Here is a 24,259-nt window from a genome sequence, read left to right as displayed (position 1 = left end):
AATAATTTAGTACCATTTTTGAGTTGTCACGGTGGCTCAGTTGGATAGAGCAACGGTCTTCTAAACCGTAGGTCGTGAGTTCGAATCTCACCCGTGACATTGAATGGTAAACAAAAAGCTACTAACGTTAATAAAAACGTTGGTGGCTTTTTTATTTTGTGATTTTGTGAGTGTCTATTTAATAGCGTAAATGTTATCTATGATAAAATGGCAACATTATATATAAAGGAATAGTGAAATGTTATTTGTTAAAATTTTAATTGCTATTACCGCAGTATTGCACCTAGGAATAATGTATTTAGAAATGTTTTCCGCTCCTGAGAAGCAAGCTGAAAGTTTCGGCATGCCCTTGAAATTCGTACAGCAAGAAAATGCTCAGATTGTATTGAAAAATATGGGAATTTACAACAGAAGCTTAGGACTGTTAATCTTAGCTAGTTTGGTATTAGTGCCAGCCAGTGCACTTGTAATGGTATTAAGCTTAGAATTGATTTTTATCATTATAGTAGGTATTTATGGTGGGGCAACAGTTACAAAAAGAATTTATTTCATTCAAGCTTTGCCAGCGGCAGTCGCATTGGCGGTTCTTTATATTTTTTCTTAGGAAATTATTGTACGAAAATGAGCACTCAACGGAATAATTTGAAGTGACTCCATATCTTTGTTAGCATATTAATAGTGTAAAACTTTGATGAATGTCAAAGTTTTTTTGTTTTTAAGGAGGATTTAATGACAGTAAAGGTAAAAGTAACAGATCTTACCAAGATTTTTGGTCGTAGAAGTTCTCGTGCCAAAGAACTATTAAAAAAAGGCAAAAATAAATCAGAAATTTTGAAGGAAACCGGTGCTACCATTGGGGTAGATCGTGCTAACTTTGAAATCGAAGATGGCGAAATTTTCGTTATCATGGGACTTTCTGGTTCAGGTAAATCAACGGTGTTAAGAATGATTAACCGTTTGATTGAACCAACTAGTGGAAAAGTTGAGATCGATGGTCAAGACTTGATGAAAGTTGATAAGAAGGAACTGCTTGATATTCGTCGTAAGAAGATGAGTATGGTATTTCAAAACTTCGGACTCTTTCCCAATCGAACAGTTTTAGAAAACACTGAATATGGATTAGAAATTCAAGGTGTCGATAAAGAAACTCGTAAACAAAAAGCAATCGAAGCTTTGAAAGAAGTTGGGCTAGAAGGATACTATGATCAATATCCTGACCAATTATCTGGTGGTATGCAACAGCGTGTTGGCTTAGCCCGTGCTCTAGCAAATGATTCACAGATTTTATTAATGGATGAGGCCTTTTCAGCCTTAGACCCATTAATTAGATCAGATATGCAAGACCAACTCTTGGATTTGCAAGAAAGACTGCACAAGACAATTATTTTCATTAGTCATGACTTAAATGAGGCTTTGAAAATTGGTGATCATATCATGATTATGAAAGACGCTAAAGTCATTCAAATTGGTACACCAGAAGATATTTTGACCAAACCTGCTGATGATTATGTTGAAAAATTCATTGAAAGTGTTGACCGTACGAAGGTCCTAACTGCTGAAAATGTTATGATTCGACCAACGACCATCAATATTCAAAAAGATGGTCCAAGATTAGCTCTAAAACGCATGCGTGAAGATGAAGTTTCCATGGTTTATGTGATTGATAATCAACATAAGCTAGTCGGTGCTCTTGACGTAATGGACGTTGCTAAATTAGTTAAAGAGGGTAGTCGTGATCTTGCAAGTATCGTTAGCAAAGACCACATCCCTACAACATCCCCAGATACACCACTACAAGATTTGATGGAAGAAATTTCACAAACCCCAATTCCTTACGCGGTTATTGATGATGATGGTCGTCTAAAAGGAATAATTATCCGTGGTTCTGTTCTAGGAGCTTTAACAGGAAATGAGGTGAGTGAATTTGCTTAATATTATCGGTTTACAAGCAATTCCGTTAGCAAAATGGATTGATTCATTAGTTAATGAATTGACCAAATTTACAGAATTTTTTAATGTGATTTCTAATTTTATTGGTGGAATAATTAATGGATTCCAGTGGTTCTTTGATTTAATACCTTTCTGGTTATTTATCATTATTATTATTGCTTTAACTGCTTTTGCTAATAAAAAGAAACAAAATTATGCACTATTGGTATTTGAATTACTAGGTTTATTATTAATCGTTAACTTAGGTTTCTGGCGTGATATGACACAAACTTTAACCTTAGTTCTAACTTCAACGCTAATTTCGCTTATCATTGGAATTCCTGTGGGAATTTGGATGGGTAAGAGTGACACTGCTGAATTGATTTTTAAACCAATTCTTGATTTCATGCAGACGATGCCAGCCTTTGTTTACTTGATTCCAGCGGTAGCATTCTTTGGAATCGGAATGGTCCCTGGTGTTGTAGCTTCAGTTATTTTTGCGATGCCACCAACAGTTAGAATGACTAACTTGGGTATTCGTCAAGTTCCTACCGAATTAATAGAAGCTGCTGAGTCATACGGTTCAACCAAGTGGCAAGAATTGTTTAAAGTCCAATTACCACTTGCTAAGTCAACAATGATGGCTGGTGTTAATCAGAGTATGATGTTATCACTATCAATGGTAGTTATTGCTTCAATGATTGGTGCAATGGGCTTAGGAACTAGAGTTTACTTTGCTGTAGGTAGAAACGATGCTGGTAATGGATTCGCTGCCGGAATAGCAATTGTTATTCTTGCAATTATTCTGGATCGATTGACTCAAGCATTAACGAAGCAGAAGAAATAGGGGGTTAATATGAAGAAGAAAATTATTTCAGTTATTTCATTAATTCTTGCTTCTTTCATCTTAATTTCTTGTTCTGCAAGTTTACCTAAGTATGATTCGAAAAAACCAGTTGGAAAACAAATCAACTATACGATTACTGGAATTGATGCGGGAGCTGGAATTATGGCTGCTACGCAATCCGCAATTAAAGATTATGGTCTTCAAAAAGATAATTGGCAATTACAGACAAGTTCAACAGCTGCAATGACTAGTACCTTGCAAAAAGCCATTAAGGATAAGCGGCCAATCGTCGTAACTGGATGGCAACCACACTGGATGTTTACCAAGTTTCCTATTAAATTCTTAAAAGATCCTAAGAATTCATTTGGTAAAGCCGAGAGCATTCATACAATTGTTCGTGTAGGACTGAAAAAAGATGAGCCAAGTGCTTATCAAGTCTTAGACAGATTTCATTGGACCAAAGAACAAATGTCTGATGTGATGTTGCAGGTAAATAATGGCGCTGAACCAAAAACTGCTGCTAAGAATTGGATTAAGAAGAATCAAAAACAAGTTGATGAGTGGACCAAAGATGTTCCTCATGTTAAAAATAGAAAATTGAAAATGACTTATGTTGCTTGGGATTCAGAAATTGCTTCAACTAATGTTGTGGCTGAAGTTCTTGATTCAATTGGATATGATGTCACAATTCAAGCAATGGAAATCCAACCTATGTGGTCTTCAATTTCTACGAATGCAGCTGATGCCCAAGTATGTGCTTGGTTACCTAAGACATCAGGAGTTTTTTATAAAGATTTCAAAGGTAAATTTGTTGATTTAGGTGAAAACCTTAAAGGAGCAAAAGTTGGTTTAGCTGTTCCTAAATATATGAAAGATATCAACAGTGTCGAAGACCTTAAAAATCACTAATAATCCGTTTAACTATTGACTATCCGTTATTTTTCTGGTAAATTTTACTAGTTGTAATCTACAACCGCACATATTGGGTCTTAAAGCATAGTCACCCACATGGCGAGTCTTAGAAGGAGGTACATTTATATGTACGCAATTATCAAAACTGGCGGCAAACAATATAAGGTTGAAGAAAAACAAGCAATCTATGTTGAAAAGCTTGACGTTGAAGAAGGTAAGAAAGTTACTTTTGACGAAGTTATCATGGTCGTTGATGGTAAAAAAACTACCGTTGGAACACCTTTTGTTAAAGGTATGACTGTTTCTGGTAAAGTTGAAAAACAAGGTAAGGAACGTAAAGTTGTAACTTACAAGTACAAACCTAAGAAGCATTCACATACTAAAAAAGGTCACCGTCAACCATATACAAAAGTTATGATTGAAAGCATCAAGAAAGCTAAATAAATGATTAAAGCAAGTTTTAAACGAGACAGTCAAAATCGAATTACTGATTTTATCTTAACTGGACATGCCGATTACGGCGAAGATGATGAATTAGACATTGTTTGTTCAGCTGTTTCCGTGATTTCTATTGGAACTAACAATAGTATTGAAAAACTTGTTGGTGTCGAACCAAAAGTTAAACTTGATGAAAAAAATGGTGGCTACTTAGAACTTCATGTTGATTATGATAATTCTGAAACCATCAATCATGACGTCGCATTACTTTTGGAGAACTTTAATTTAATATATAAAAGTATAGTTGAACAATATCCTGTCTTTGTACAGTATGTTGACTAACGGAGGTAATTATTATGATTCTTAAAATGGACTTACAATTCTTCTCTCACCATAAAGGTGGAGGATCAACATCAAACGGACGTGACTCAGCTGGTCGTAGACTAGGTGCTAAGATTGCTGATGGTCAACGTGCTAACGCTGGATCAATCATTTTCAGACAACGTGGAACAAAAATCCATCCTGGTACAAATGTTGGTATCGGTGGTGATGACACATTGTTTGCATTAAAAGAAGGCGTTGTTAAATTCGAACGTCTTGGCAAGAACAAAAAACAAGTTTCAGTATATTAATTTAAAAAGCTATCAACTCAGTTGATAGCTTTTTTTGTGCTTTTTTCACACATAATTATATATTGTGATAATAATTTACTTCTTATGTTTGATATAATGGTGAATATATACGAAAAATATAAGAACAGGAATTTATGATGAAGAAACAAGTGGGAGTTATAGGAATATTAGTCGGGATCCTATTAATTGGAATAGCAATCTTCTTTGGAGCTGCATGGGTTATGTATAGTGGTATGCAAACTCAAGGAATTTGGAGCATAGTTTTATTAGTTATTTTCTCCATAGTCTTGTATAAAGTCAGAAGCACAAAAGATCCAACAGCTACGACAGTGATTGCATTTTTTGCGGCATTTATGGGAATGGCGATGGACACATGGGGTAACTTTATTTATAACAAACCACTGGAGTGGATTTATAGTTCACAGGGTCAGTTGGTTATTGGTAAAGATATCTCAAACTACGCTCCAGGTCATTATGCTAGTAGCTATTCCATTAACTTAATTACCAAGGGCGGGGAAATTGAACCCGTATCGAGTTTTATTTTATATGGTTATCGATTTATTCAATATCTAATTCTATTTTTGATAATTGGTTATGCAATGAGATGGTTATTAAAAGATAAAAATGTTGTTCCATATAAGGTTACTGAAGTAAGATCTGAAATTTTAACCGTTACTCAGAAAAAAGAAGTAATTCAACTTCTCAAAGAAAACAACAAGGTAAAAGCAGTGAAAGTTGTAATGGATAATTCAAAAGTCTCAATGAAAACTGCTAAGGATTATGTTGATTGGTTGGAGAAAGAAAATGTTGACCGTTCGCATCGAACTGGTAGACCACTATAAATTGCCGGTTTTACTTTAATTAAAAAATAGAAAATAATACCTTGGTTGTTGAAACTGAATTCAACGGCGAAGGTTTTTGTTTGTTCAAAGATAAAGTACCAAGAAGCTTGATTTTATAGGTGGATAATTGCTATTATTAGTAAGATAAATTAGCGAGGAGAAATACTAATGTCTATTTCAGTAAATGATTTTAAAAATGGTTTAACAATCGATATCGATGGTGAATTATGGCGCGTGGTCGAATTCCAACACGTTAAGCCTGGTAAGGGTAGTGCGTTTGTTAGATCTAAATTAAAGAATTTGCGTACAGGTGCCTTGCAAGAACAAACTTTCCGTTCAACTGCAAAAGTTGAAAAAGCTCAAATTGATAATAAGAAAATGCAATATCTATATGCTGATGGTGATAATCACGTCTTCATGGATACTGAAACTTATGAACAACTTGAACTCGACGGAAAACAAATTCAAGAAGAACTTAAGTATTTGAAAGAAAATATGATGGTTAATGTGATTATGCATGGTGGAGAAACTCTTGGGGTTGAACTTCCTAATACCGTTGATTTAGCTGTTACTGAAACAGAAGCTACTATTAAAGGGAATACCCAATCAGGTGGCTCAAAACCAGCAACTATGGAAACAGGATTGGTTGTTCAAGTACCATTCTTTGTTAATAGTGGTGATGTATTGACTATTAATACTCAGGACGGATCATATATTTCAAGAGCAAACTAATCATTTGCAGTGAAGGAGATTTTAGATATGTCTGATTCAAAATATATTTCAATTCAACAAAAAAATAATAATGTCAGTGGTGACGTAAAAGTTTCACCTAAAGTCTTGGAAACAATTCTGGGAATTGCTGCTAAAGAAGTTGATGGAGTTTATGATATGAGAGATTCATTATCATCAACTTTAAACTCAATTTTTGGCATGGATAACCATGGTAAAGGTGTCACAATCAAAGAAACTGATGATGGATTAGTTGCGGACATTTTTGTCTACTTTGACTATGGGGTTTCAGTTCCTAAGGTTTCAATCAAACTTCAAAAAGCATTTAAAGAACAATTATCTTTTATGACTGATTTGAAACTAACTGATGTTAATGTTCATGTAGTGGGATTAATTGCCAAGAAGGCTAATGGGAAAATAGAAGGAATTAAAATTTCTGAATAAAAAGGAAGAATATTGTGGAAATAAATCGTCATGAGATTAGAGAGTTAGCGCTACAAGTTTTATATTCAATGGATTCTAATGAATTATCGGAACAAGAAGCCATCGAAAACGCCTTAAGATACAAATTTTCTATTGACGATGAAGATTCAGTTGAGATTCCCGATTATTTAGAATTTCTTGTAAATGGTGTTAGACAAAGTAAAACAGGATTGGATGAGAAAATTTCAACAAAATTAGGCAAGAAATGGTCAATTGATCGCCTGCCGGTGATTAATTTAGATATTTTACGCTTAGGATTGTTTGAAATCTTATATAGCAATGAAGTACCGCAAAAAGTTGGTATCAATGAAGCTATTGAATTAGCTCATCAATATAGTGATGACGATGCCGCTGGCTTTATTAATGCTGTTTTATCCAATTTTATTGATGATTAAAAAACGCCGGTCATAGTGAACCGGCTTTTTATATTTGGAGGCGTACTTATGGATAATATTCTTGATGGAAAAGCAACTGCAAGTTATTTCGACGAGGAAATGCTCACTAGAATTGCGAAATTAAAAGAAAAAGATATAACTCCAGGCTTGGCAGTAATCATGGTTGGCGACAACAGTGCCAGTGAGATATATGTAAGAAACAAGAAACGCCGTGCCGAGAAGTTAGGATTTAACTTCGAAGAAATTCTTTTGCTTGATTCAATCAGTGAAAGTGAGCTATTAAGTGAAATTGACAAACTAAACAATCGTGATGATATAGATGGTTTTATTGTACAGTTACCACTTCCTAAGCATATCAATGAAGACACGATTGTTAATGCAGTCAATCCAGCTAAAGACGTAGATGGTTTTGCTCCATATAATGTAGGAAAATTATATATGAATGACCCACAACAAGTTCCAGCTACCGCTAAAGGAATTATGTTGTTACTAGAAAAATATAAGATTGATGTTGATGGCAAAAATGTTGTGATTGTGGGTCGTAGTAATATTGTTGGTCGTCCTGTGGCTTCATTAATGCTCAATGCACACGCTACAGTGACAATTACTCACTCTCATACCAAGAACTTATCAGAAGTTACTAGACAAGCTGATATTTTGATTGTCGCAATCGGTAGAAGTGAATTCATTACTGCCGACTTTGTTAAAGATGGGGCAGTAGTAGTTGATGTTGGAATGAATCGTGTTGATGGTAAGTTGACTGGGGATGTTAAGTTTGACGAAGTTAGTCCTAAAGCATCACTTATAACACCAGTTCCTGGTGGTGTCGGCCCAATGACAATTACCGGATTAATGTATCAAACTATACAAATTGCAGAAAGAAGAGCTAATGCAAAGGGATAAATACTTAACAGTAACGGCTTTAAGTCAATATATCAAAAGAAAATTTGATGTTGATCCTTATCTAGGTAGGGTTTATTTAGTCGGCGAAATTTCTAATTTTCGTATGCGTCCCAATGCTCATCAGTATTTTTCGCTCAAAGATGATAACAGTAAAATTTCAGCAATTATGTTCAAAAGTGCTTTTTCTAAATTAAAATTTGCACCTCAAGAAGGAATGAAAGTACTGATAACTGGTCGAATTTCTGTTTACGAACCCAGTGGTACTTATCAGATTTATGTTGAAGGTATGGAACCAGATGGTATTGGTTCACTTTATCAAGCATATGAACAATTGAAAGAAAAATTGCAACTTGAAGGAGTATTTGATCTTCCAAAACAACCGATTTCTCAGTTCCCAAAACGGATTGCTGTGATTACTAGTGAATCGGGTGCGGTAATTAGAGATATTATTACGACAACAATGCGAAGATTCCCAATCGTGCAACTAGTCTTATATCCAGCTACTGTTCAAGGAGACAAGGCTGCTGATGATATTGTTCGTCAAATTAGACGAGTCAATGAGGATGGTAATTTTGATACTTTAATCATCGGTCGTGGTGGTGGTTCAATTGAAGACTTATGGCCATTCAATGAAGAACGAGTTGCCAGAGCTATTGTTGAAAGCGACATCCCCGTAATTTCTTCTGTCGGTCATGAAACCGATACGACAATTGCCGATTTGGTGGCTGATGTTCGAGCTGCTACACCAACTGCAGCCGCAGAACTAGCAACTCCTGAACTAGATCAATTATTATTAAAAATAAGTGAACTAAGAAATCGGTTATATACAAATCAGAAACGACAAATTAGATTACTTTTAGAACAAGTATCTAACATTAAGCAACGACCAATCATGAGAAATCCTCAACGATTGTATGATGTTTATCTGCAAAAGTTAGACCAATTAAAAAACGGTTTAATGGTAAATTATCGACAAATTTTGCGTAATTTCAATAATGAGTTGGTTTTTACAAAACAAAGATTAATTCACAGTAGTCCACGAATATTAGTAAATCAACAACAAATCGAATTACAAACTTTAACTGATAAGTTACAAGTAAACTTTAAGACTGAGATAGTGAAGAAGCAAAATCAATTTCAAAATAACATTGATAAGCTTGATAGTTTAAGTCCATTGAAGACTTTAAGCCGTGGCTATTCAGTGGTAAGTAAAGATAATCAAGTAATTAATCAAAGTAAAGATTTTCGTAAAGAAGATGCAATAACTATTCAAGTTACTGATGGAAAAATAGAAGCGACTGTTAATGAGGTAAAAGAAGATGGCAAATAAAACTTTTGAAGACAATATGAAAGAATTAGAAACAATCGTTTCTGACTTAGAACAAGGTGACGTAGCCTTGGAAGAAGCAATGAAGAAGTTTCAAAAGGGTGTTGAATTAAGCAATACACTTGAAAAGACTCTTAAAGATGCAGAGAAGACAATTACCAAGGTGATGACTGACGATAATCAAGAAAAGAATCTTGATGAAACTACATTAGATGTGGAGTAAGTAATTGAATAACTTTCAAGACTTTCAACATGAGCATGCTGAGAAACTAATTTTGACAGCAGATAATTTAATTGATCAAAAAGTTAACAATCGAGAATTGGCTGAGTCGATGCGCTACTCATTTGATGCTGGTGGTAAAAGAATCAGACCAATACTGTTTTTAGCAACCTTGCAAACTTTTGGAGTCAATCAATTAAGCAATTATTATGATGTTGCTGCTAGTTTAGAATTGATTCATACGTACTCATTGATTCATGATGACCTACCAGAAATGGACAATGATGACTTAAGAAGAGGAAAACCTACCAATCACAAAGTCTATGGAACAGGGTCAGCCGTTTTAGCCGGTGATGCTTTATTGACGATGGCATTCGAATTTATCAGCAATAATGAAGTCATTACCGCACAGCAAAAAATTGAATTAGTAAAAATCTTGAGTACTAAAGCAGGAGCCAACGGAATGATTTCTGGTCAATGGCTTGATATCAACAATACTGGACACGTGCTAGATCAAAGCCAGTTAGAAAAGCTTCATAAGCAAAAGACTGGCGATTTGTTACTGGCTAGTTTGGAAATGGCACTTGCTTTAGTAGAGGCTTCTGATCGCGACTATGCGGAGATTTCGCAATTTGGGAAGAAAATTGGTTTAGCATTTCAAGTTAAGGATGATATTCTAGATGTAACTTCGACTACTGAGCAATTAGGCAAAAAAGCTCAAAAAGATAGTGTAGAAGGTAAGAATACTTATCCAAGTCTCTTAGGACTTGAAGGTGCCAAGAAATATTTACAAGAATTACGAGATTCTGCTCAAGATAACTTGGATAGACTCAGTGTTTCAAGTGATTTACTAACTGATTTTTTAAAATACTTTGATTTAGGTGAATAAATTGGCAAAACAAAGAGTTGATGTTCTATTAGTTGAACAAGGCTTGTTCACATCTAGAGAGCAAGCAAAACGATCAATCATGGCTGGTGAGGTCTATAATCAAGATAATTTACGTCTCGATAAGCCTGGTGAAAAAATTGATGAAGAGACACTATTGCATTTAAAGGGTGAACCAATGAAATATGTTGGTCGCGGTGCTTTTAAATTAGAGAAAGCCTTACAATCCTTTGAAATTGATTTAAATGATAAAATTTGTTTAGATATTGGTTCGTCTACAGGTGGATTTACTGATGTTGCACTGCAAAATGGAGCTAAACAAGTTTATGCTTTAGATGTTGGTACCAATCAATTAGCTTGGAAATTACGAAGTGATAATCGAGTTGTTGTAATGGAACAAGTTAACTTTCGTTACAGCAAGCCAGCAGACTTCAATCAAGGATTACCTGAGTTTGCCATGACAGATGTCTCGTTTATTTCATTAGAGTTAATTCTTGGTCCGATGTATGAAATTATAGTTCCAGAATCTCACGCTGTTTGTTTGATTAAACCACAGTTCGAGGCCGGGAAAGAAAACGTTGGTAAAAAAGGAATTGTTCGTGACCGCAAGATTCATGAACAAGTGATACAAAAAGTAATTGATTTTGCACTAACAACAGGATTCAATGTTTTAGGATTAGATTATTCACCGATTAAAGGTGGTGAGGGAAATATCGAGTTCTTATTACACATCCAAAAACCTAAGGAAGAAGGAACAAATAGTATTTCTTCTCAATTGTCGATTGAAGATGTTCTTAACAATGCGTATTCCGAGTTAAATAAATAGAGGTTACTATGTTAAAAGAATTATTAATTAAGGATTTTGCGATTATTAATGAAGTTAATATTCAATTTCAAGACAAAATGACAGCTATGACCGGTGAAACTGGTGCCGGGAAGTCAATTATTATTGATGCACTGGGCTTGTTGACTGGTGGACGCGGTTCCAGTGAATTTATCCGTACTGGTGCCGAAAAGGCTGTTATTCAAGGTTTATTTGATATTTCTAAAAACAAAGATACCCAAGCAATTTTAAAGGAACAGGATATTGATTTTTCTGATGAAATGCTGGTTTTAAAGCGTGATTTCTCTGCTAATGGACGAAATGTCTGTCGTGCTAATGGTGAATTGATAAGTCTAGCAGTACTAGCTGAGATTGGTCAAACGCTAGTCGATATTCATGGACAAAATCAAAGCCAAAGTTTACTTCAAGAAGAAAACCATCTCACAATTCTAGATAAGTTTGCTGGAAGTGAATTAGAACAGCTTAAGAGTAAATACTTCTCAGTTTTTCAAGAGTATAAGTCTGCTCAACAAAAACTAAGAAATATCCAAAAAAACGCCCAAGAGTTAGCTCAAAGAAGAGACATGCTAACTTTTCAAATTTCTGAAATAACCGAAGCTCAGTTACTTCCTAACGAAGAAAGCGAACTCGAAGAGCAACGTGATCAATTAGCTAATTATGAGAAAATCTCTTCAGCTCTTCGTGATGCCTATGACCAATTATCAGGGAATATTGTTGATAATACTGGTGGCGTTATGGAAGAACTAAATTCAATTGCCGATTATGATGCCGACTTCAAACAAGTTGGCGATACGGTGACAGAATCGTATTACAATCTGCAAGATAGTATGAGTACAATTTCGCAATTATTGGATGGCTTAGATTATAATCCCCAGAGATTGGATGAAATTGAGAAAAGACTTCAATTATTTCAAAATCTTGAAAAGAAATATGGACCAACTATCAATGATGTAATTGAATTTGGTGAGAAAGCTCAAGCTGAGTTAGATGATATCTTAGATGAAAACTCAAGTCCTGAAATATTAGAAGAAGAAATTGAACAATTAACTACAAAGTTAACCGGTTTAGCAAAGCAAATTCATACAGAACGTCAAACAATAGCTACAAACTTATCCCGTCAAATTAAAGAACAATTAAATGACTTGTATATGGAAAAAACCGAATTTCGGGTGAATTTTGAAGTTGCTGACGATTTTATTGAAACCGGAAAAGACTTGGTTAATTTTGAGTTAAAGACTAATCCTGGTGAAGACTTCAAATCTTTAGCAAAAATTGCTTCAGGTGGTGAGCTCTCAAGAATAATGTTGGCTTTAGAAGTTATTACTTCACAAGCCTTGAATATTTCGACAATTGTTTTTGATGAAATTGATACAGGCGTAAGTGGTCGGGTTGCCCAAGCTATTGCCAACAAAATTTATTTAATTGCACAAAAGATCCAGGTACTTTGCATTACGCACTTACCACAAGTAGCAGCAATGAGTAATGTTCAATTGTACATTAAAAAAACAGCAACCACGGATTCAACCACGACTGCTGTTGCTAATTTAAATGATGAACAAAGAATTGATGTCATTGCTCAAATGTTATCAGGAACGAAGGTTACTGATCTGACAATTAATAATGCTAAAGAGTTGTTAGACTTAGCACATCAAAAGCAAAACGAATTAATCAGCTAGTTTAACAAATTTAACATCATCATTTTTTAAGATACGGAAGATATTTCCGTCAGTATTAAAGATGTAGGTTTGATCATCTTTTTTGGAAACAAGAGTTCCATTAAGTTCAATATCATTTTTGAAAGTAATTTCTAAATCATATTTGAATTGATAGCCTTGATTTAAAAATTCATTGATTTGGTTAAGTGGCATTTGTTGTTCGTCAGATTCGTGACGATGACCAAAGTTTAAATCAAAAGTTGAATAGAGAAGATTCATTGTTTCATTAGTAATAGTTTCTTTTAGGTTGTTTAGACTAGTTGTTTTTAATTCCATCATAAGTTCCTCCGAACATTTGTTTGTATTTATAGTATACGAACAAACGTTCTCATATGCAAGTGGATTTAGATTTTCTTAATATCTTTTTGCTTTATAAAGTAAAAAAACCTTGAAATATCTAAGCTTTTAGCCCAAAATGTATTTATTATATTTTAAAGAGTAGGTTGAATATGTCTAAAGGAATGTTAATTGTTCTATCCGGACCTTCTGGCGTTGGTAAGGGAACGGTTAGAAAAGCTATGGTAAAAAAATCACGAATAAAGTTTGATTATTCAGTCTCAATGACAACTCGCAAAATGCGTCCTCGTGAACGTGAAGGAATTGATTATTACTTCCGTACTAAAGAAGAGTTTGAAGCAGAGATAAAAAATGGTGGCATGCTAGAATATGCTAAATATGTCGACAATTACTATGGAACTCCTTTAAAATATGTTCAACAAAAACTTGATAGTGGTCGTGACGTATTACTTGAAATCGAAGTTAACGGTGCTATGCAAGTTAGAGAAAAAATGCCTGATGGCGTTTTTATCTTTTTAACTCCACCAGACTTAGGAAGTTTAAAAAAGAGAATTTCTCATCGCGGAACTGAAGATGATGAAACTATTAACAAAAGAATTGAAAAAGCTAGACAAGAAATCGAATTGATGTCACACTATGATTACGCTGTAGTTAATGATGAAATTCCTCGTGCAGTCAGAAAAATCGAAAACATTATTCGAAGCGAACATTTAAAAGTATCACGTGTATTTGATAGTTATAAGAAAGTAATAGGTGAAAAGAAATGATTATAGATCCTTCAATTGATAAATTATTAGACAGAGTTGATTCTCGATATTCACTTGCAGTCTTAGCTGCTAAAAGAGCTCATGAACTTGAAAACGGTGATGTTGAAATGATGAGTACTTATCAATCACCACGAGTAATTGGTCAATCCTTAGAAGAAATTGCAGATGGAAAGATTGAAATTGATCCTAAGTCAATTATGCTTGAAAAAGATGCTGAGAAAATGGATATACAGGAATTAGAACAAGATAAATAGCTTTTGCAATCCTTCACTGTGTTAGTGGAGGTTTTTTTAATAGTAGGTGAGTAAATGATTGCCAAGATAATTGTAGATATTTCAACAATGCAAACAAACAAAACCTTTGACTACGAAATTCCCGAAGAATTAAAGGATGTTGTCTCTAAAGGAGTTCGAGTTGAAGTTCCTTTTGGACGTAGAAAAATTCAAGGCTTTGTTGATTCTGTTGTTGAACAAACTGACTTTTCTGGAAAATTAAAACCAATTTCTAATCTAATTGATGTTGAACCAGTTTTAAATGATGAGATGCTAGAACTTTCTAAGTGGATAGCTGATCAAACTTATTCGTTTAGAATTTCTAGTTTAAAAACCATGTTGCCAAATGTTATGCGAGCAAAATATCATCAAATCGCGATTGTAAAAGATGAAATGCTCAATCAAGATGGCTTATTTGTTGATGGTCAAGTTGAAGTCACTGACAAATTATCTAATGATGAACTTTTAAAAATTAAACGATATAAAACTCAAGGCAAAATAGAAATAGTTTACTCTGTCGAGAACAGAGCTAAAAAAAAGACGGTTGTTGCGGTTAAGAATTCTCATTCTGTGGACGAACTTATTCAATTAAAAGAAAATAATCGCAAGAAAAAAGCTCAAGTTAAAGTAATTGATTATTTCATTAGTAATCCTAAAAATATCATTGCAATCACAGAGCTTGCTAAACTAATTAATGTATCAACAAGTGCTATTAATGCTACTGTTGAAGCAAAAATATTTGAAAAACTACAATTAGAAACATACCGTAGTCCGCAAAATAATTATGCCGAACAAGAACAAAAAGATTACGAATTAACAAGTGAGCAAACTAAAGCTATTAATCAAATCACTGACAAAATTAAGACTAGTCAGTCAGAGACTTTTCTTATCGAGGGAGTAACTGGTTCAGGTAAGACAGAGGTTTATCTAAATACCATTCAAAATGCTTTGGATGAAGGTAAAACTGCCTTGATGTTAGTACCAGAAATTTCATTAACTCCACAAATGGTCAGTCGAGTTTCGCAAAGATTTCAAAGTAAAGTTGCTGTTTTACATAGTGGTTTATCTAATGGCGAAAAATATGATGAATGGCGACGAATTGAACGTGGTGAGGCACAAGTTGTCGTGGGTGCACGAAGTGCCATTTTCGCACCATTAGACGATTTAGGCATAATTATTATTGATGAGGAACATGAGTCTAGTTATAAACAAGATGAAAACCCACGTTATCACGCTCGAGATGTGGCTATTTGGCGAGGAAAATATAACCATTGCCCAGTTGTTCTTGGAAGTGCAACACCAAGCTTGGAATCACGAGCACGAGCTCAAAAGAATGTTTATCAGTTAATTAAGATGCCTAAGAGAGTTAATGATAATCCATTACCACCAGTAGATATTATTGATATGCGTGACTTGAATAATGCTGCTAAGACTGGTGATTTTAGTGAATCACTGATTAATGCACTTGATACGACGATTAAGAATGATGAACAGGCTGTTTTGCTATTAAATAAACGTGGCTATTCAGCGTTTCTTATGTGTCGAGAATGTGGCTTTGTTTTCAAATGTCCAAATTGTGATGTTTCACTTACCGTTCATAAAGACCACAATATTTTGAAATGCCATTATTGTGGCTTTGAGAGTCAAATGCCAACCAGTTGTCCAAATTGTCAAAGTGACAAATTGCGTTCACATGGAACAGGAACCCAAAAAATTCAGGAGCAATTAAGTGAAATCTTTCCTGATGCTGGAATTTTAAGGATGGATGTCGATACCACTTCTAGAAAAGGTGCTCATAGCAAAATATTAAATCAATTTGCTCAAAAGAAAGCTCAAATCCTATTAGGTACGCAAATGATTGCCAAAGGATTGGATTTTCCTGATGTGACTTTAGTTGGAGTTATTAATGCCGATACGACATTAGCTATTTCAGATTTTCGTGCCAGCGAAAGAACTTTTCAATTGTTGACCCAAGTTAGTGGTCGAGCCGGTCGAGCTGATAAAAGTGGACGAGTTATTATTCAAACTTATAATCCTGAACATTATGCTATTCAATTAGCAGCAAAACATGATTACGAAGATTTTTATCAACATGAAATGTTTATTAGACACCGTAGCGATTACCCGCCATTTTATTACGCTACTCAAATCACCATAAGTCATCAATATGAAAATAAGGCACTAAAAAAAGCCTTTGAAATCAAGAACTTTTTTGATCAACAATTTAATGATGAAGTGATTATTTTAGGACCAACACCTGCAATGATTGCTCGAGTTAAGAACAAGTATTATTATCAAATTATGCTTAAATACAAGAATCAGCAAATTGTTCATGAGGTATTAACACAATTACTGATAGAAACTCAAAAAGACATCAATGATGGTTTCAAAATTTCCATTGATAGTGATCCACAATAGATATGAGGTGAAACAATGACAAAAATAATTTTCATGGGAACTCCAGAATTTTCCGCGACAGTCTTAAAGGGACTCTTAGCCAACAACTATGAAGTGATTGCTGCAGTTACACAACCAGATAAACCAGTTGGTCGTAAAAAAGAACTAGTAGCGACTCCGGTAAAAAAAGTCGCTTTAGAAAATAATATCCCGGTTTACCAACCAGAAAAACTTTCTGGAAGTGAAGAAATAGCTAAGTTAATTAATTTATCAGCAGATTTATTGATTACCGCTGCATATGGACAATTTTTACCAGTCAGTTTGCTTGAATCAGTCACAAGTGCAATCAATGTTCATGGTTCATTGTTGCCCAAATATCGTGGTGGTGCACCAATTCAAAGAGCAATTATGAATGGTGATCAACAAACCGGAATCACTATTATGTATATGGTTAAAGCCATGGATGCAGGTGATATGATTGCCAAAACTTCAGTTGACATCTTACCAACCGATACTGGTGATTCGATGTTTGAAAAACTAGCAGTTTTCGGCCGTGACTTATTACTCGAGACTTTGCCAAGTATTATTAATCAAACCAATAATCGTGAGGCTCAAGATGAGAGTCAAGCAACTATTTCACCTAATATTGCTAAAGAAGAAGAACAACTAGATATTAACGACTCAGCAATTAATCTAGTGAACAAAATTCGTGCCTTAAATTCTAATCCCGGAGCATGGATGAATATTTCTGGCAACCACACAAAAATCTGGTTAGCTCAAGTCGTTGAGGATAGCAGTAATGAACCTGCTGGAGTAGTGATTGAGCGTACTAAGAAGAAATTAGTTATTAAAGCTGGTGAAAATGCGATTTCTCTGCAACAGTTGCAACCTGCAGGTAAGAAAACAATGGATATCAATTCTTTCTTAAATGGAGTAGGTCGAGACATTAAGGTAGGTCAAAATATCGTTGAATAAAACAGTCAGAAGTGTAGCACTTGAAGTTATTGAAAAAGTGCTTTCTCAAGAGTCATATTCAAATATTGAATTAAATCGAGCCATCAATAATAGTGGCTTGAATCACAAAGATATTGGATTATTAACTAATCTAGTTTACGGAGTTCTACAGCATAAGCTGACCCTTGATTTTTATTTACAAGATTACTTAAAAGGTAAAAAAGTCGATAATTGGGTTAACTATCTTTTGTTGATGTCGGTTTATCAAATAGAATATTTAGATAAAATTCCTGATCATGCCGTAATCTACGAATCGGTTGAAATTGCGAAATCAAGAGGGAATCGTGGTATTAGCGGATTTGTAAACGGAGTATTGCGAAACTATCAACGTAAGGGTCATAAAGAAATCACCATTATTAAGGACGAAACGAATCGCCTAAGTGTCCAATACAGTGTTCCAGTCTGGATTGTTCAGAAGTTAACTGAACAATTGGGAAAAGAAAAATGTTTAAGTATCCTGAAGTCATTAAATCACCCTTCACATTTATCATTACGTGTTAATACTAATTTGATTACAGTTGAAGAATTAAAGAGTCGTTTTGATGAACTTGAAATTGAAGTTCAGCCAAGTCAAATTTCTCCATATGGGTTAGTTACTAATGACAGTCGAGTGATTAGCCTGCCAGAATTTGATCAAGGGATGTACACGATTCAAGATGAAAGTTCGATGTTGGTAGCACCAGCATTACAAGTACAAAAAGATTCCCAAGTATTAGATGCTTGTGCCGCACCCGGTGGTAAGACAACTCATATAGCTAGTTTTTTGGATGAAAGTCTCGGTGGTTCTATCACAGCCTTGGATATTTATGATCACAAATTGAAATTAATTGAAGACAACGCTAGAAGACTTCAGGTGGATTCAGTAGTGAATGTTAAAAGTCTGGATGCAACACAAGTGGCAACTCTCAATCAAGAATTCGATCGAGTTTTAGTTGATGCTCCATGTTCTGGTCTGGGATTATTACGTAGAAAACCAGAAATGAGATATTTTAAAAAACCAAGCGACATTGATGATTTAACAAAAATTCAGTCAAAAATATTAAATGCCGCCGCAGAGGTTTTGAAGGTTCAAGGAATTTTGGTCTATAGTACTTGCACAATTACAAATGAAGAAAATCAACAAGTAGTTGATAATTTTATAAGTACTCACGAAAACTACGAACAAATCAAGGTATTAAACGATTTAGGCAAATCTGATGATAAAATGGTAAAATTATACCCAGATGAGTTTCAAACTGATGGATTCTTCATCAGTGCATTTAAACGTATCAAATAAAGAGGAATATTATGAAAACTGCTTTTTTGAGTGACATTGGTCGTAAGCGAACGTCAAATCAAGATTATGTGAATACATTTACTAATCAAAGAGACATAACTTTGGCCATCGTTGCCGATGGAATGGGTGGTCATAAAGGAGGCGACGTTGCCTCTGACATGGCCGTATCACATATTGGTCACGATTTTGAAAAAACTGATTTGGGCGATTTATCCACGATTAAAGAATGGATTACTTCCGAATTAGAAAAAGAAAACAGTCGAATTATCGAAGCTTCACAACAATTTAGCGATCTCAATGGAATGGGAACGACAATGGTTAGTGCAATTATTATTGACAATCAAGTTCTGGTTTCTAACGTAGGTGATAGTAGATGCTATCTTCTTCGTGATGGAGAGTTAAAACAACTAAGTTTTGATCATTCCTTAGTTAATGAATTGGTACGTTCAGGTGAACTAACCAAAGAAGAAGCTCGCAATCATCCACAAAAAAACATTATTACGCAGACTTTAGGGGTTAATAGTAATGTGAAATCAGAATCAAATATTTTTGATTTGGCTGAGGATGATGTTTTATTACTCTGTTCAGATGGCTTGACTAATATGGTTTCAGAAGACATGATAAAAGAAATTTTATTAGAAAATGTCACTTTAAAAGAACAATGTAAAAAATTAATTCAAAAAGCAAACAACGCTGGTGGCTTAGATAATATTACCGCCTTGATAATCAAAAACAATGTGAGTGAGGATAAGTAGATGATGCAAGTAGGACATTTAGTTGCAGGAAGATATAAAATTCTAAGTATTATTGGCGAAGGTGGGATGGCCAATGTTTATTTAGCTGAAGATACCATCTTACATCGTGAAGTTGCTGTTAAAGCCTTACGCATGGACCTTCGTGATGATAAATCAGTTCAAGAGAGATTCAAACGTGAGGCAGTTGCTACTAGTGAACTTTCTCATCCTAATATTGTGAATGTTTTAGATGTAGGAATCGACCAAGGAACCCAGTTTATGGTCATTGAATACATCAACGGAACTAATTTAAAAACTTATATTAGAGATCATTTTCCAATTCCATATCAACAAGTTATTGATATGATGGAACAAATATTAGCTGCCGTGCAATGTGCCCACGAACACAACATTGTTCATCGTGACTTAAAACCCGAAAACGTTATGGTTGATCAATATGGTCGAGTAAAAGTTTCTGACTTTGGAATTGCTTTAGCATTAAGTGAACAATCAATAACTCAAACCAATACCACATTAGGTTCGGTTTACTACATGTCACCAGAACAAACTCGTGGTAAAAAAGCTACTACACGTTCTGATATCTATTCATTGGGAATTATTCTCTATGAAATGTTAACTAAGAAAGTGCCTTTTACTGGAGACACTTCTGTAGCAATTGCAATGAAGCATTTTAAAGATCCAATGCCTTCAGCACGTGAAATTGATCCAAGAATTCCACAAGCGTTAGAAAACGTCATTTTTAAAGCAACTGCTAAAGATCCTGATCAAAGATATCAATCAGCTCAAGAAATGGCTGAAGACCTTAAGACAACATTACTTTCTACTAGAGCCAATGAACCAAAATTTGTTCCAGTTGCTCCTGCTCAAATGGCAGAAACGAAAGTTATGGAACCAATTAACGATGAACCAATCCCTGGAAGAAACAACAAGAAGAAAAAGAAAAAATGGTGGACTAAAAAACGTGCTATCATCGCCGGTGTTATTGCGTTATTAATTCTTCTAGTTGGTGGTGGAATCTGGATGACATCAAATCATAATGTTGATGTTCCAGATGTTGCTAACTTAACTCAAAATCAAGCCGAAGATATTTTAGAAAGCAAGGGACTCGAAAAAGGAACTGTTACTAGGGTCCACAGTGATGAAGTTAAGAAGGGCCACGTTATTAAAACTAATCCTGATATTGGAAGTCAAGTTAAGAAGGGTACTTCTATTAATTTGGTAATTAGTTCAGGTCAAAAGAAATTTGAAATAATTGACTATACTAATAAGAAATACTCATCAACTGCTAAGAAATTACGCAAAAAAGGCTTTGAAGTTAAGAAAACCTCCGTTCAATCAAGTACCATTCCAAAGGGATATATCGTTTCACAGAGTGTTCCAGAAGGTGAAAAAGTTTATCCTAATAAGACAACTATCGAATTCGAAGTAAGTAGTGGTTCAAATGCAGTAACTGTTAAAGATCTTACTGGATATTCATTAAAAGGTGCCCAAGATTACGCTGCCGATAATGGTTTTAATATCAATTCAACCGAAGAGTTTTCAGATGATGTGGCTAAAGGACTTGTTATTCGACAAAGTCCTCCAGCTGGAAGCCGCTTGAACAAGGGAAGTACAATTACAGTTGTTATTTCAAAAGGAAAAGATGATTCCATAACAGTTGATAATTTGGTTGGAAAATCATTGAATGAAGCCGGGAAATTTGCTGATGATAATAATTTGAAATTTAGCTATACGGAAGAGTACTCTGACACTATTACAGCGGGATTAGTCATTAGACAGACTCCAGCAGCTGGTTCTAAAATAAGTAAAGATGGTACTTTTAGCGTAGTCATTTCTAAAGGTAAGAGACCATAAAGAAAGCAAACAGGTAATTAGATGCCTACAGGTAAAATAATTCGTTCTATCAGTGGATTCTATGACATTCTAAGCGACGAGCAAGTCTATCGGACTAGAGCTCGGGGGAATTTTCGAAAGAACAAAATTAAGCCAATTGTTGGTGATAATGTCGAATTTGACGAAAATCCAGGACAATTGGGATATTTAACAAAGGTGCTCGCAAGAAAAAACTCTTTGATTCGACCACCAATTGCTAATGTTGACCAAGCTATTGTGGTTACTTCGGTTGTAGAACCAGAGTTTTCTGCCATTTTACTAGATAAAATCTTGTTAAACTTGGAACAGAATTCAATTAAACCAATCATTTATTTATCAAAAGAAGATATTGCCAATCAAAAACTAGAGCGAGTAGTTGATATCATTAAAGAATACGAAAAAGTTTATCCAGTTATTTATGGATCCGATGAAGATTTAGTCCAGTTTGAGCAAATTTTCAAAGATCAAGTTACTGTTTTTACTGGGCAGACTGGGGCAGGTAAATCGACACTTCTAAACAAGATTAATCCTGATTTAGACCTAGAAACAGCTCAGATTTCGACTACTTTGAACCGTGGTAAACATACAACTCGCCAAGTTAGTTTGTTTACTTTTTCTGGTGGCTTAATTGCTGATACTCCAGGATTTTCTGCCATTGATCTTCGAGATATAAAATTAGATGAATTACAGTTCTTATATCCTGAATTCGTGAAGTATCAAGATGAATGTAAGTATCGCAGTTGTACCCATATTAATGAGCCCAATTGTGCGGTTAAGCAGGCATTAGAAGAAGGCAATATTTCAATTATTCGATACAACGATTATTTAACGATTAGAAAAGAACTTGAAAAAATAAAACCTAACTATAATAAAAAGGAGCGTTAATTATGAAAATTGCACCGTCAATCTTAAGCGCAGATTTAATGAATATGCAAAGGGATGTCGAAAACATCACAAAAGCTGGAGCAGATTTAATTCATGTTGATATTATGGACGGACATTTTGTGCCTAATATCACATTTGGTTTCGGGATTATTTCAGCTTTGAAAAAAGTGACTGATCTTAAATTAGATGTTCATTTAATGATTGATCATCCTGACTCACTAATTGAAGATGTTGTTAAGCAAGGCGCAGATATGATTTTGATTCATCAAGAAGCTACGCCACACATTTACGGTGTGATTCAAACAATCCAAAAACTCGGGTCTAAAGCTGGAGTAGTTATTAATCCTGGAACTTCAGTTGAAACAATTAAGCCAATTTTATCTTTAGTAGATCAAGTCTTGGTTATGACTGTTAATCCTGGTTTTGGCGGTCAAGAATTCTTACCAGAAATGACTGAAAAAATTAAAGAGTTAGATCAACTTAGAAAAGAAAACTCTGAGTATACTTTTGAAATTGAAGTTGATGGTGGAGTAAATCAATCAACAATCAAATTATGTAAAGATGCTGGTGCAGATATATTTGTTGCGGGGTCATACGTATTTGCTGGAGATGTAAGTCAAAGAATCGAATCGCTTAGAGTGGATTAATATGAAAGTTGTAAATATCTTATTAGGTGGACCCAAGCAACAATATCCGAGTGAATTATTGAATCAGCCACAAGCTATTAAAGGAGATTGGGTTGCTGCCGATCATGGAACAATTTATTTATTAAAAAATGGCATTGTTCCTAAGTTTAGTGTTGGTGATTTTGATTCAAGTAGCGATAGTGAATTAAACTCGGTTGAAAAAGAAGTGGCACAAATAATCAAAGTGCCGGCTGAAAAAGATTTTACCGATTCACAACTAGCATTAAAGACAGTAATGAAGAACTTCCAATATGATGAAATTCATGTTTATGGCGCTACAGGAGGTCGAATTGATCATTTACTGGTTAATTTGTTCTTAGGTTTAGAAGAAGACTTCAATGCGATTATCGAGCAAGTTAAAATTATCGACATTGATAATTACATTGAATTCTTCAATCCGGGACAACATTTGGTCACAAAAAAAAGCCAAATGAAATATATTGGCTTTGTGAATTTTGGACCTGTGAAGCAGCTCAACTTACTTGATAGTAAATATCAGTTGGAAGATTTTACCAGTGAAAAATCAATTAGTTGGGCTAGCAATGAATTTGTTAACGAAACTATTAATTTTAGTTTTGAAGCAGGATTTATTGCGGCAATTCAAAGTAAAGACTAAACAAAAAAAGACTAGCAATTGCTAGTCTTTTTTATACGCGTGTAACTTTACCAGATTTAAGTGCACGAGCTGAAACCCATACACGTTTTGGCTTACCATCAACTAAGATACGAACTTTTTGCAAATTTGGCTTCCAAGAACGTCTTGATGAGTTCAAAGCGTGGGAACGCTTGTTACCAAATGTAGTCTTGCGACCTGTGATATAATCTTTTGCCATGGGACAAACCTCCTTTGGCTACATGTTTTCTTTTATAAATTCACTTAAATAATTTATCATACGAAAACACTTTTTACAAGCCTGTAAAGGAAAAATACTTTAA

Annotated in this window: 29 protein-coding genes, 1 tRNA gene and 1 other annotated feature; of the genes, 28 read left to right on the top strand and 2 right to left on the bottom strand. The window is 34.6% G+C overall.

Annotated elements, in window-relative coordinates; all coding sequences use genetic code 11:
- The first annotated feature begins 25 nt into the window (after window positions 1–25).
- The 18 genes from Q2T76_RS05785 to recN all read left to right on the top strand — a co-directional run bounded on the left by Q2T76_RS05785 (window position 26) and on the right by recN (window position 13,063).
- Window positions 26–99, top strand: a tRNA-Arg gene (locus tag Q2T76_RS05785).
- A gap of 139 nt (window positions 100–238) precedes the next feature.
- Window positions 239–604, top strand: a complete 366-nt coding sequence (locus Q2T76_RS05780) for a DUF1304 domain-containing protein (protein ID WP_302084584.1) — start codon at window positions 239–241, stop codon at window positions 602–604.
- 125 nt (window positions 605–729) lie between these two features.
- The gene (locus Q2T76_RS05775; RefSeq protein ID WP_302084583.1) at window positions 730–1,932 is read left to right on the top strand and encodes a glycine betaine/L-proline ABC transporter ATP-binding protein; all 1,203 of its coding nucleotides are present in this window, start codon (window positions 730–732) and stop codon (window positions 1,930–1,932) included.
- Entirely contained in the window at window positions 1,925–2,776 is an 852-nt protein-coding gene (locus tag Q2T76_RS05770; protein WP_302084582.1) for a proline/glycine betaine ABC transporter permease, read from the top strand. Before Q2T76_RS05775 ends, Q2T76_RS05770 begins: the two co-directional genes overlap by 8 nt.
- Before the next feature lie 9 nt (window positions 2,777–2,785).
- Window positions 2,786–3,685 carry a glycine betaine ABC transporter substrate-binding protein gene (locus tag Q2T76_RS05765; RefSeq protein ID WP_302084581.1) on the top strand — a complete coding sequence of 300 codons (900 nt, stop codon included), beginning with the start codon at window positions 2,786–2,788 and terminating at the stop codon, window positions 3,683–3,685.
- A gap of 52 nt (window positions 3,686–3,737) precedes the next feature.
- Window positions 3,738–3,805 (top strand) — a sequence feature (ribosomal protein L21 leader region).
- A gap of 9 nt (window positions 3,806–3,814) precedes the next feature.
- Window positions 3,815–4,132 (top strand): 50S ribosomal protein L21, encoded by a 318-nt coding sequence (gene rplU, locus Q2T76_RS05760; protein WP_302084580.1) that lies wholly within the window; start codon window positions 3,815–3,817, stop codon window positions 4,130–4,132.
- Window positions 4,133–4,468 (top strand): ribosomal-processing cysteine protease Prp, encoded by a 336-nt coding sequence (locus Q2T76_RS05755; protein ID WP_302084579.1) that lies wholly within the window; start codon window positions 4,133–4,135, stop codon window positions 4,466–4,468.
- Window positions 4,469–4,485: 17 nt separating this feature from the next.
- Window positions 4,486–4,758, top strand: a complete 273-nt coding sequence (gene rpmA / locus Q2T76_RS05750) for a 50S ribosomal protein L27 (protein ID WP_302084685.1) — start codon at window positions 4,486–4,488, stop codon at window positions 4,756–4,758.
- Between the two features lie 134 nt (window positions 4,759–4,892).
- Entirely contained in the window at window positions 4,893–5,600 is a 708-nt protein-coding gene (locus Q2T76_RS05745; protein ID WP_302084578.1) for a hypothetical protein, read from the top strand.
- Between the two features lie 168 nt (window positions 5,601–5,768).
- Window positions 5,769–6,332 (top strand): elongation factor P, encoded by a 564-nt coding sequence (efp, locus tag Q2T76_RS05740; RefSeq protein ID WP_302084577.1) that lies wholly within the window; start codon window positions 5,769–5,771, stop codon window positions 6,330–6,332.
- Window positions 6,333–6,359: 27 nt separating this feature from the next.
- Window positions 6,360–6,773 carry an Asp23/Gls24 family envelope stress response protein gene (locus Q2T76_RS05735; protein ID WP_302084576.1) on the top strand — a complete coding sequence of 138 codons (414 nt, stop codon included), beginning with the start codon at window positions 6,360–6,362 and terminating at the stop codon, window positions 6,771–6,773.
- Window positions 6,774–6,787: 14 nt separating this feature from the next.
- A complete protein-coding gene (nusB, locus tag Q2T76_RS05730; RefSeq protein ID WP_302084575.1) occupies window positions 6,788–7,207 on the top strand; it encodes a transcription antitermination factor NusB in 420 nt (139 codons plus the stop codon).
- A gap of 48 nt (window positions 7,208–7,255) precedes the next feature.
- Window positions 7,256–8,110 (top strand): bifunctional 5,10-methylenetetrahydrofolate dehydrogenase/5,10-methenyltetrahydrofolate cyclohydrolase, encoded by an 855-nt coding sequence (locus tag Q2T76_RS05725; protein WP_302084574.1) that lies wholly within the window; start codon window positions 7,256–7,258, stop codon window positions 8,108–8,110.
- Window positions 8,097–9,440, top strand: a complete 1,344-nt coding sequence (xseA, locus tag Q2T76_RS05720; RefSeq protein WP_302084573.1) for an exodeoxyribonuclease VII large subunit — start codon at window positions 8,097–8,099, stop codon at window positions 9,438–9,440. Before Q2T76_RS05725 ends, xseA begins: the two co-directional genes overlap by 14 nt.
- A complete protein-coding gene (locus tag Q2T76_RS05715) occupies window positions 9,430–9,660 on the top strand; it encodes an exodeoxyribonuclease VII small subunit (protein WP_302084572.1) in 231 nt (76 codons plus the stop codon). The genes xseA and Q2T76_RS05715 overlap by 11 nt, the downstream gene beginning before the upstream one ends.
- 4 nt (window positions 9,661–9,664) lie before the next feature.
- Window positions 9,665–10,546: a polyprenyl synthetase family protein gene (locus Q2T76_RS05710; RefSeq protein WP_302084571.1), complete on the top strand. Its 882-nt coding sequence runs from the start codon at window positions 9,665–9,667 to the stop codon at window positions 10,544–10,546.
- The gene (locus tag Q2T76_RS05705; protein ID WP_302084570.1) at window positions 10,539–11,369 is read left to right on the top strand and encodes a TlyA family RNA methyltransferase; all 831 of its coding nucleotides are present in this window, start codon (window positions 10,539–10,541) and stop codon (window positions 11,367–11,369) included. The genes Q2T76_RS05710 and Q2T76_RS05705 overlap by 8 nt, the downstream gene beginning before the upstream one ends.
- Window positions 11,370–11,377: 8 nt before the next feature.
- Window positions 11,378–13,063, top strand: coding sequence for a DNA repair protein RecN (gene recN, locus Q2T76_RS05700; RefSeq protein WP_302084569.1), 1,686 nt, complete (start codon window positions 11,378–11,380; stop codon window positions 13,061–13,063).
- Here recN and Q2T76_RS05695 read toward each other — a convergent pair.
- Complete coding sequence (locus Q2T76_RS05695) at window positions 13,052–13,381, bottom strand: hypothetical protein (protein ID WP_302084568.1); 330 nt, start codon at window positions 13,379–13,381, stop codon at window positions 13,052–13,054. The genes recN and Q2T76_RS05695 overlap by 12 nt on opposite strands.
- A gap of 170 nt (window positions 13,382–13,551) precedes the next feature.
- On the opposite strand from Q2T76_RS05695, the gene gmk reads away from it, so the two are divergent.
- From gmk to Q2T76_RS05645, 10 genes are read left to right on the top strand one after another with little or no spacing between them, the layout of a single operon-like run.
- Entirely contained in the window at window positions 13,552–14,166 is a 615-nt protein-coding gene (gene gmk, locus Q2T76_RS05690; RefSeq protein WP_302084567.1) for a guanylate kinase, read from the top strand.
- On the top strand, window positions 14,163–14,420 hold the full coding sequence (rpoZ, locus tag Q2T76_RS05685; RefSeq protein WP_302084566.1) for a DNA-directed RNA polymerase subunit omega: 258 nt from the start codon (window positions 14,163–14,165) through the stop codon (window positions 14,418–14,420). Before gmk ends, rpoZ begins: the two co-directional genes overlap by 4 nt.
- 54 nt (window positions 14,421–14,474) lie before the next feature.
- The gene (gene priA / locus Q2T76_RS05680) at window positions 14,475–16,856 is read left to right on the top strand and encodes a primosomal protein N' (RefSeq protein ID WP_302084565.1); all 2,382 of its coding nucleotides are present in this window, start codon (window positions 14,475–14,477) and stop codon (window positions 16,854–16,856) included.
- 15 nt (window positions 16,857–16,871) lie between these two features.
- Window positions 16,872–17,810 (top strand): methionyl-tRNA formyltransferase, encoded by a 939-nt coding sequence (fmt, locus tag Q2T76_RS05675; protein WP_302084564.1) that lies wholly within the window; start codon window positions 16,872–16,874, stop codon window positions 17,808–17,810.
- On the top strand, window positions 17,803–19,125 hold the full coding sequence (rsmB, locus tag Q2T76_RS05670; protein WP_302084563.1) for a 16S rRNA (cytosine(967)-C(5))-methyltransferase RsmB: 1,323 nt from the start codon (window positions 17,803–17,805) through the stop codon (window positions 19,123–19,125). Before fmt ends, rsmB begins: the two co-directional genes overlap by 8 nt.
- Window positions 19,126–19,136: 11 nt before the next feature.
- The gene (locus tag Q2T76_RS05665; RefSeq protein WP_302084562.1) at window positions 19,137–19,880 is read left to right on the top strand and encodes a Stp1/IreP family PP2C-type Ser/Thr phosphatase; all 744 of its coding nucleotides are present in this window, start codon (window positions 19,137–19,139) and stop codon (window positions 19,878–19,880) included.
- Entirely contained in the window at window positions 19,881–21,734 is a 1,854-nt protein-coding gene (pknB, locus tag Q2T76_RS05660; RefSeq protein ID WP_302084561.1) for a Stk1 family PASTA domain-containing Ser/Thr kinase, read from the top strand.
- 21 nt (window positions 21,735–21,755) lie between these two features.
- Window positions 21,756–22,637: a ribosome small subunit-dependent GTPase A gene (gene rsgA, locus Q2T76_RS05655; RefSeq protein ID WP_302084560.1), complete on the top strand. Its 882-nt coding sequence runs from the start codon at window positions 21,756–21,758 to the stop codon at window positions 22,635–22,637.
- Between the two features lie 2 nt (window positions 22,638–22,639).
- Entirely contained in the window at window positions 22,640–23,284 is a 645-nt protein-coding gene (rpe, locus tag Q2T76_RS05650) for a ribulose-phosphate 3-epimerase (protein WP_302084559.1), read from the top strand.
- Window position 23,285: 1 nt separating this feature from the next.
- Window positions 23,286–23,939, top strand: coding sequence for a thiamine diphosphokinase (locus Q2T76_RS05645; protein WP_302084558.1), 654 nt, complete (start codon window positions 23,286–23,288; stop codon window positions 23,937–23,939).
- A gap of 31 nt (window positions 23,940–23,970) precedes the next feature.
- Here Q2T76_RS05645 and rpmB read toward each other — a convergent pair whose 3' ends face one another.
- The gene (rpmB, locus tag Q2T76_RS05640) at window positions 23,971–24,156 is read right to left on the bottom strand and encodes a 50S ribosomal protein L28 (RefSeq protein WP_302084557.1); all 186 of its coding nucleotides are present in this window, start codon (window positions 24,154–24,156) and stop codon (window positions 23,971–23,973) included.
- Window positions 24,157–24,259 lie beyond the last annotated feature (103 nt).

Source organism: Lactobacillus sp. YT155, assembly GCF_030504545.1.
Lineage (GTDB): Bacteria > Bacillota > Bacilli > Lactobacillales > Lactobacillaceae > BQUT01.
The sequence above is the reverse complement of the archived record's forward strand: the minus strand, read 5'-3'. Positions and strand labels throughout refer to the sequence as shown.

Coding starts and splice junctions, on each gene's coding strand:
- Q2T76_RS05645 (WP_302084558.1), top strand. CDS start 23,286: ATGAAAGTTGTAAATATCTTATTAGGTGGACCCAAGCAACAATATCCG.
- pknB (WP_302084561.1), top strand. CDS start 19,881: ATGATGCAAGTAGGACATTTAGTTGCAGGAAGATATAAAATTCTAAGT.
- rplU (WP_302084580.1), top strand. CDS start 3,815: ATGTACGCAATTATCAAAACTGGCGGCAAACAATATAAGGTTGAAGAA.
- Q2T76_RS05735 (WP_302084576.1), top strand. CDS start 6,360: ATGTCTGATTCAAAATATATTTCAATTCAACAAAAAAATAATAATGTC.
- Q2T76_RS05765 (WP_302084581.1), top strand. CDS start 2,786: ATGAAGAAGAAAATTATTTCAGTTATTTCATTAATTCTTGCTTCTTTC.
- gmk (WP_302084567.1), top strand. CDS start 13,552: ATGTCTAAAGGAATGTTAATTGTTCTATCCGGACCTTCTGGCGTTGGT.
- Q2T76_RS05665 (WP_302084562.1), top strand. CDS start 19,137: ATGAAAACTGCTTTTTTGAGTGACATTGGTCGTAAGCGAACGTCAAAT.
- Q2T76_RS05745 (WP_302084578.1), top strand. CDS start 4,893: ATGATGAAGAAACAAGTGGGAGTTATAGGAATATTAGTCGGGATCCTA.
- Q2T76_RS05755 (WP_302084579.1), top strand. CDS start 4,133: ATGATTAAAGCAAGTTTTAAACGAGACAGTCAAAATCGAATTACTGAT.
- Q2T76_RS05775 (WP_302084583.1), top strand. CDS start 730: ATGACAGTAAAGGTAAAAGTAACAGATCTTACCAAGATTTTTGGTCGT.
- Q2T76_RS05695 (WP_302084568.1), bottom strand. CDS start 13,381: ATGATGGAATTAAAAACAACTAGTCTAAACAACCTAAAAGAAACTATT.
- rpmB (WP_302084557.1), bottom strand. CDS start 24,156: ATGGCAAAAGATTATATCACAGGTCGCAAGACTACATTTGGTAACAAG.
- rpoZ (WP_302084566.1), top strand. CDS start 14,163: ATGATTATAGATCCTTCAATTGATAAATTATTAGACAGAGTTGATTCT.
- rsgA (WP_302084560.1), top strand. CDS start 21,756: ATGCCTACAGGTAAAATAATTCGTTCTATCAGTGGATTCTATGACATT.
- rpe (WP_302084559.1), top strand. CDS start 22,640: ATGAAAATTGCACCGTCAATCTTAAGCGCAGATTTAATGAATATGCAA.
- efp (WP_302084577.1), top strand. CDS start 5,769: ATGTCTATTTCAGTAAATGATTTTAAAAATGGTTTAACAATCGATATC.
- Q2T76_RS05780 (WP_302084584.1), top strand. CDS start 239: ATGTTATTTGTTAAAATTTTAATTGCTATTACCGCAGTATTGCACCTA.
- Q2T76_RS05715 (WP_302084572.1), top strand. CDS start 9,430: ATGGCAAATAAAACTTTTGAAGACAATATGAAAGAATTAGAAACAATC.
- xseA (WP_302084573.1), top strand. CDS start 8,097: ATGCAAAGGGATAAATACTTAACAGTAACGGCTTTAAGTCAATATATC.
- fmt (WP_302084564.1), top strand. CDS start 16,872: ATGACAAAAATAATTTTCATGGGAACTCCAGAATTTTCCGCGACAGTC.
- priA (WP_302084565.1), top strand. CDS start 14,475: ATGATTGCCAAGATAATTGTAGATATTTCAACAATGCAAACAAACAAA.
- recN (WP_302084569.1), top strand. CDS start 11,378: ATGTTAAAAGAATTATTAATTAAGGATTTTGCGATTATTAATGAAGTT.
- Q2T76_RS05725 (WP_302084574.1), top strand. CDS start 7,256: ATGGATAATATTCTTGATGGAAAAGCAACTGCAAGTTATTTCGACGAG.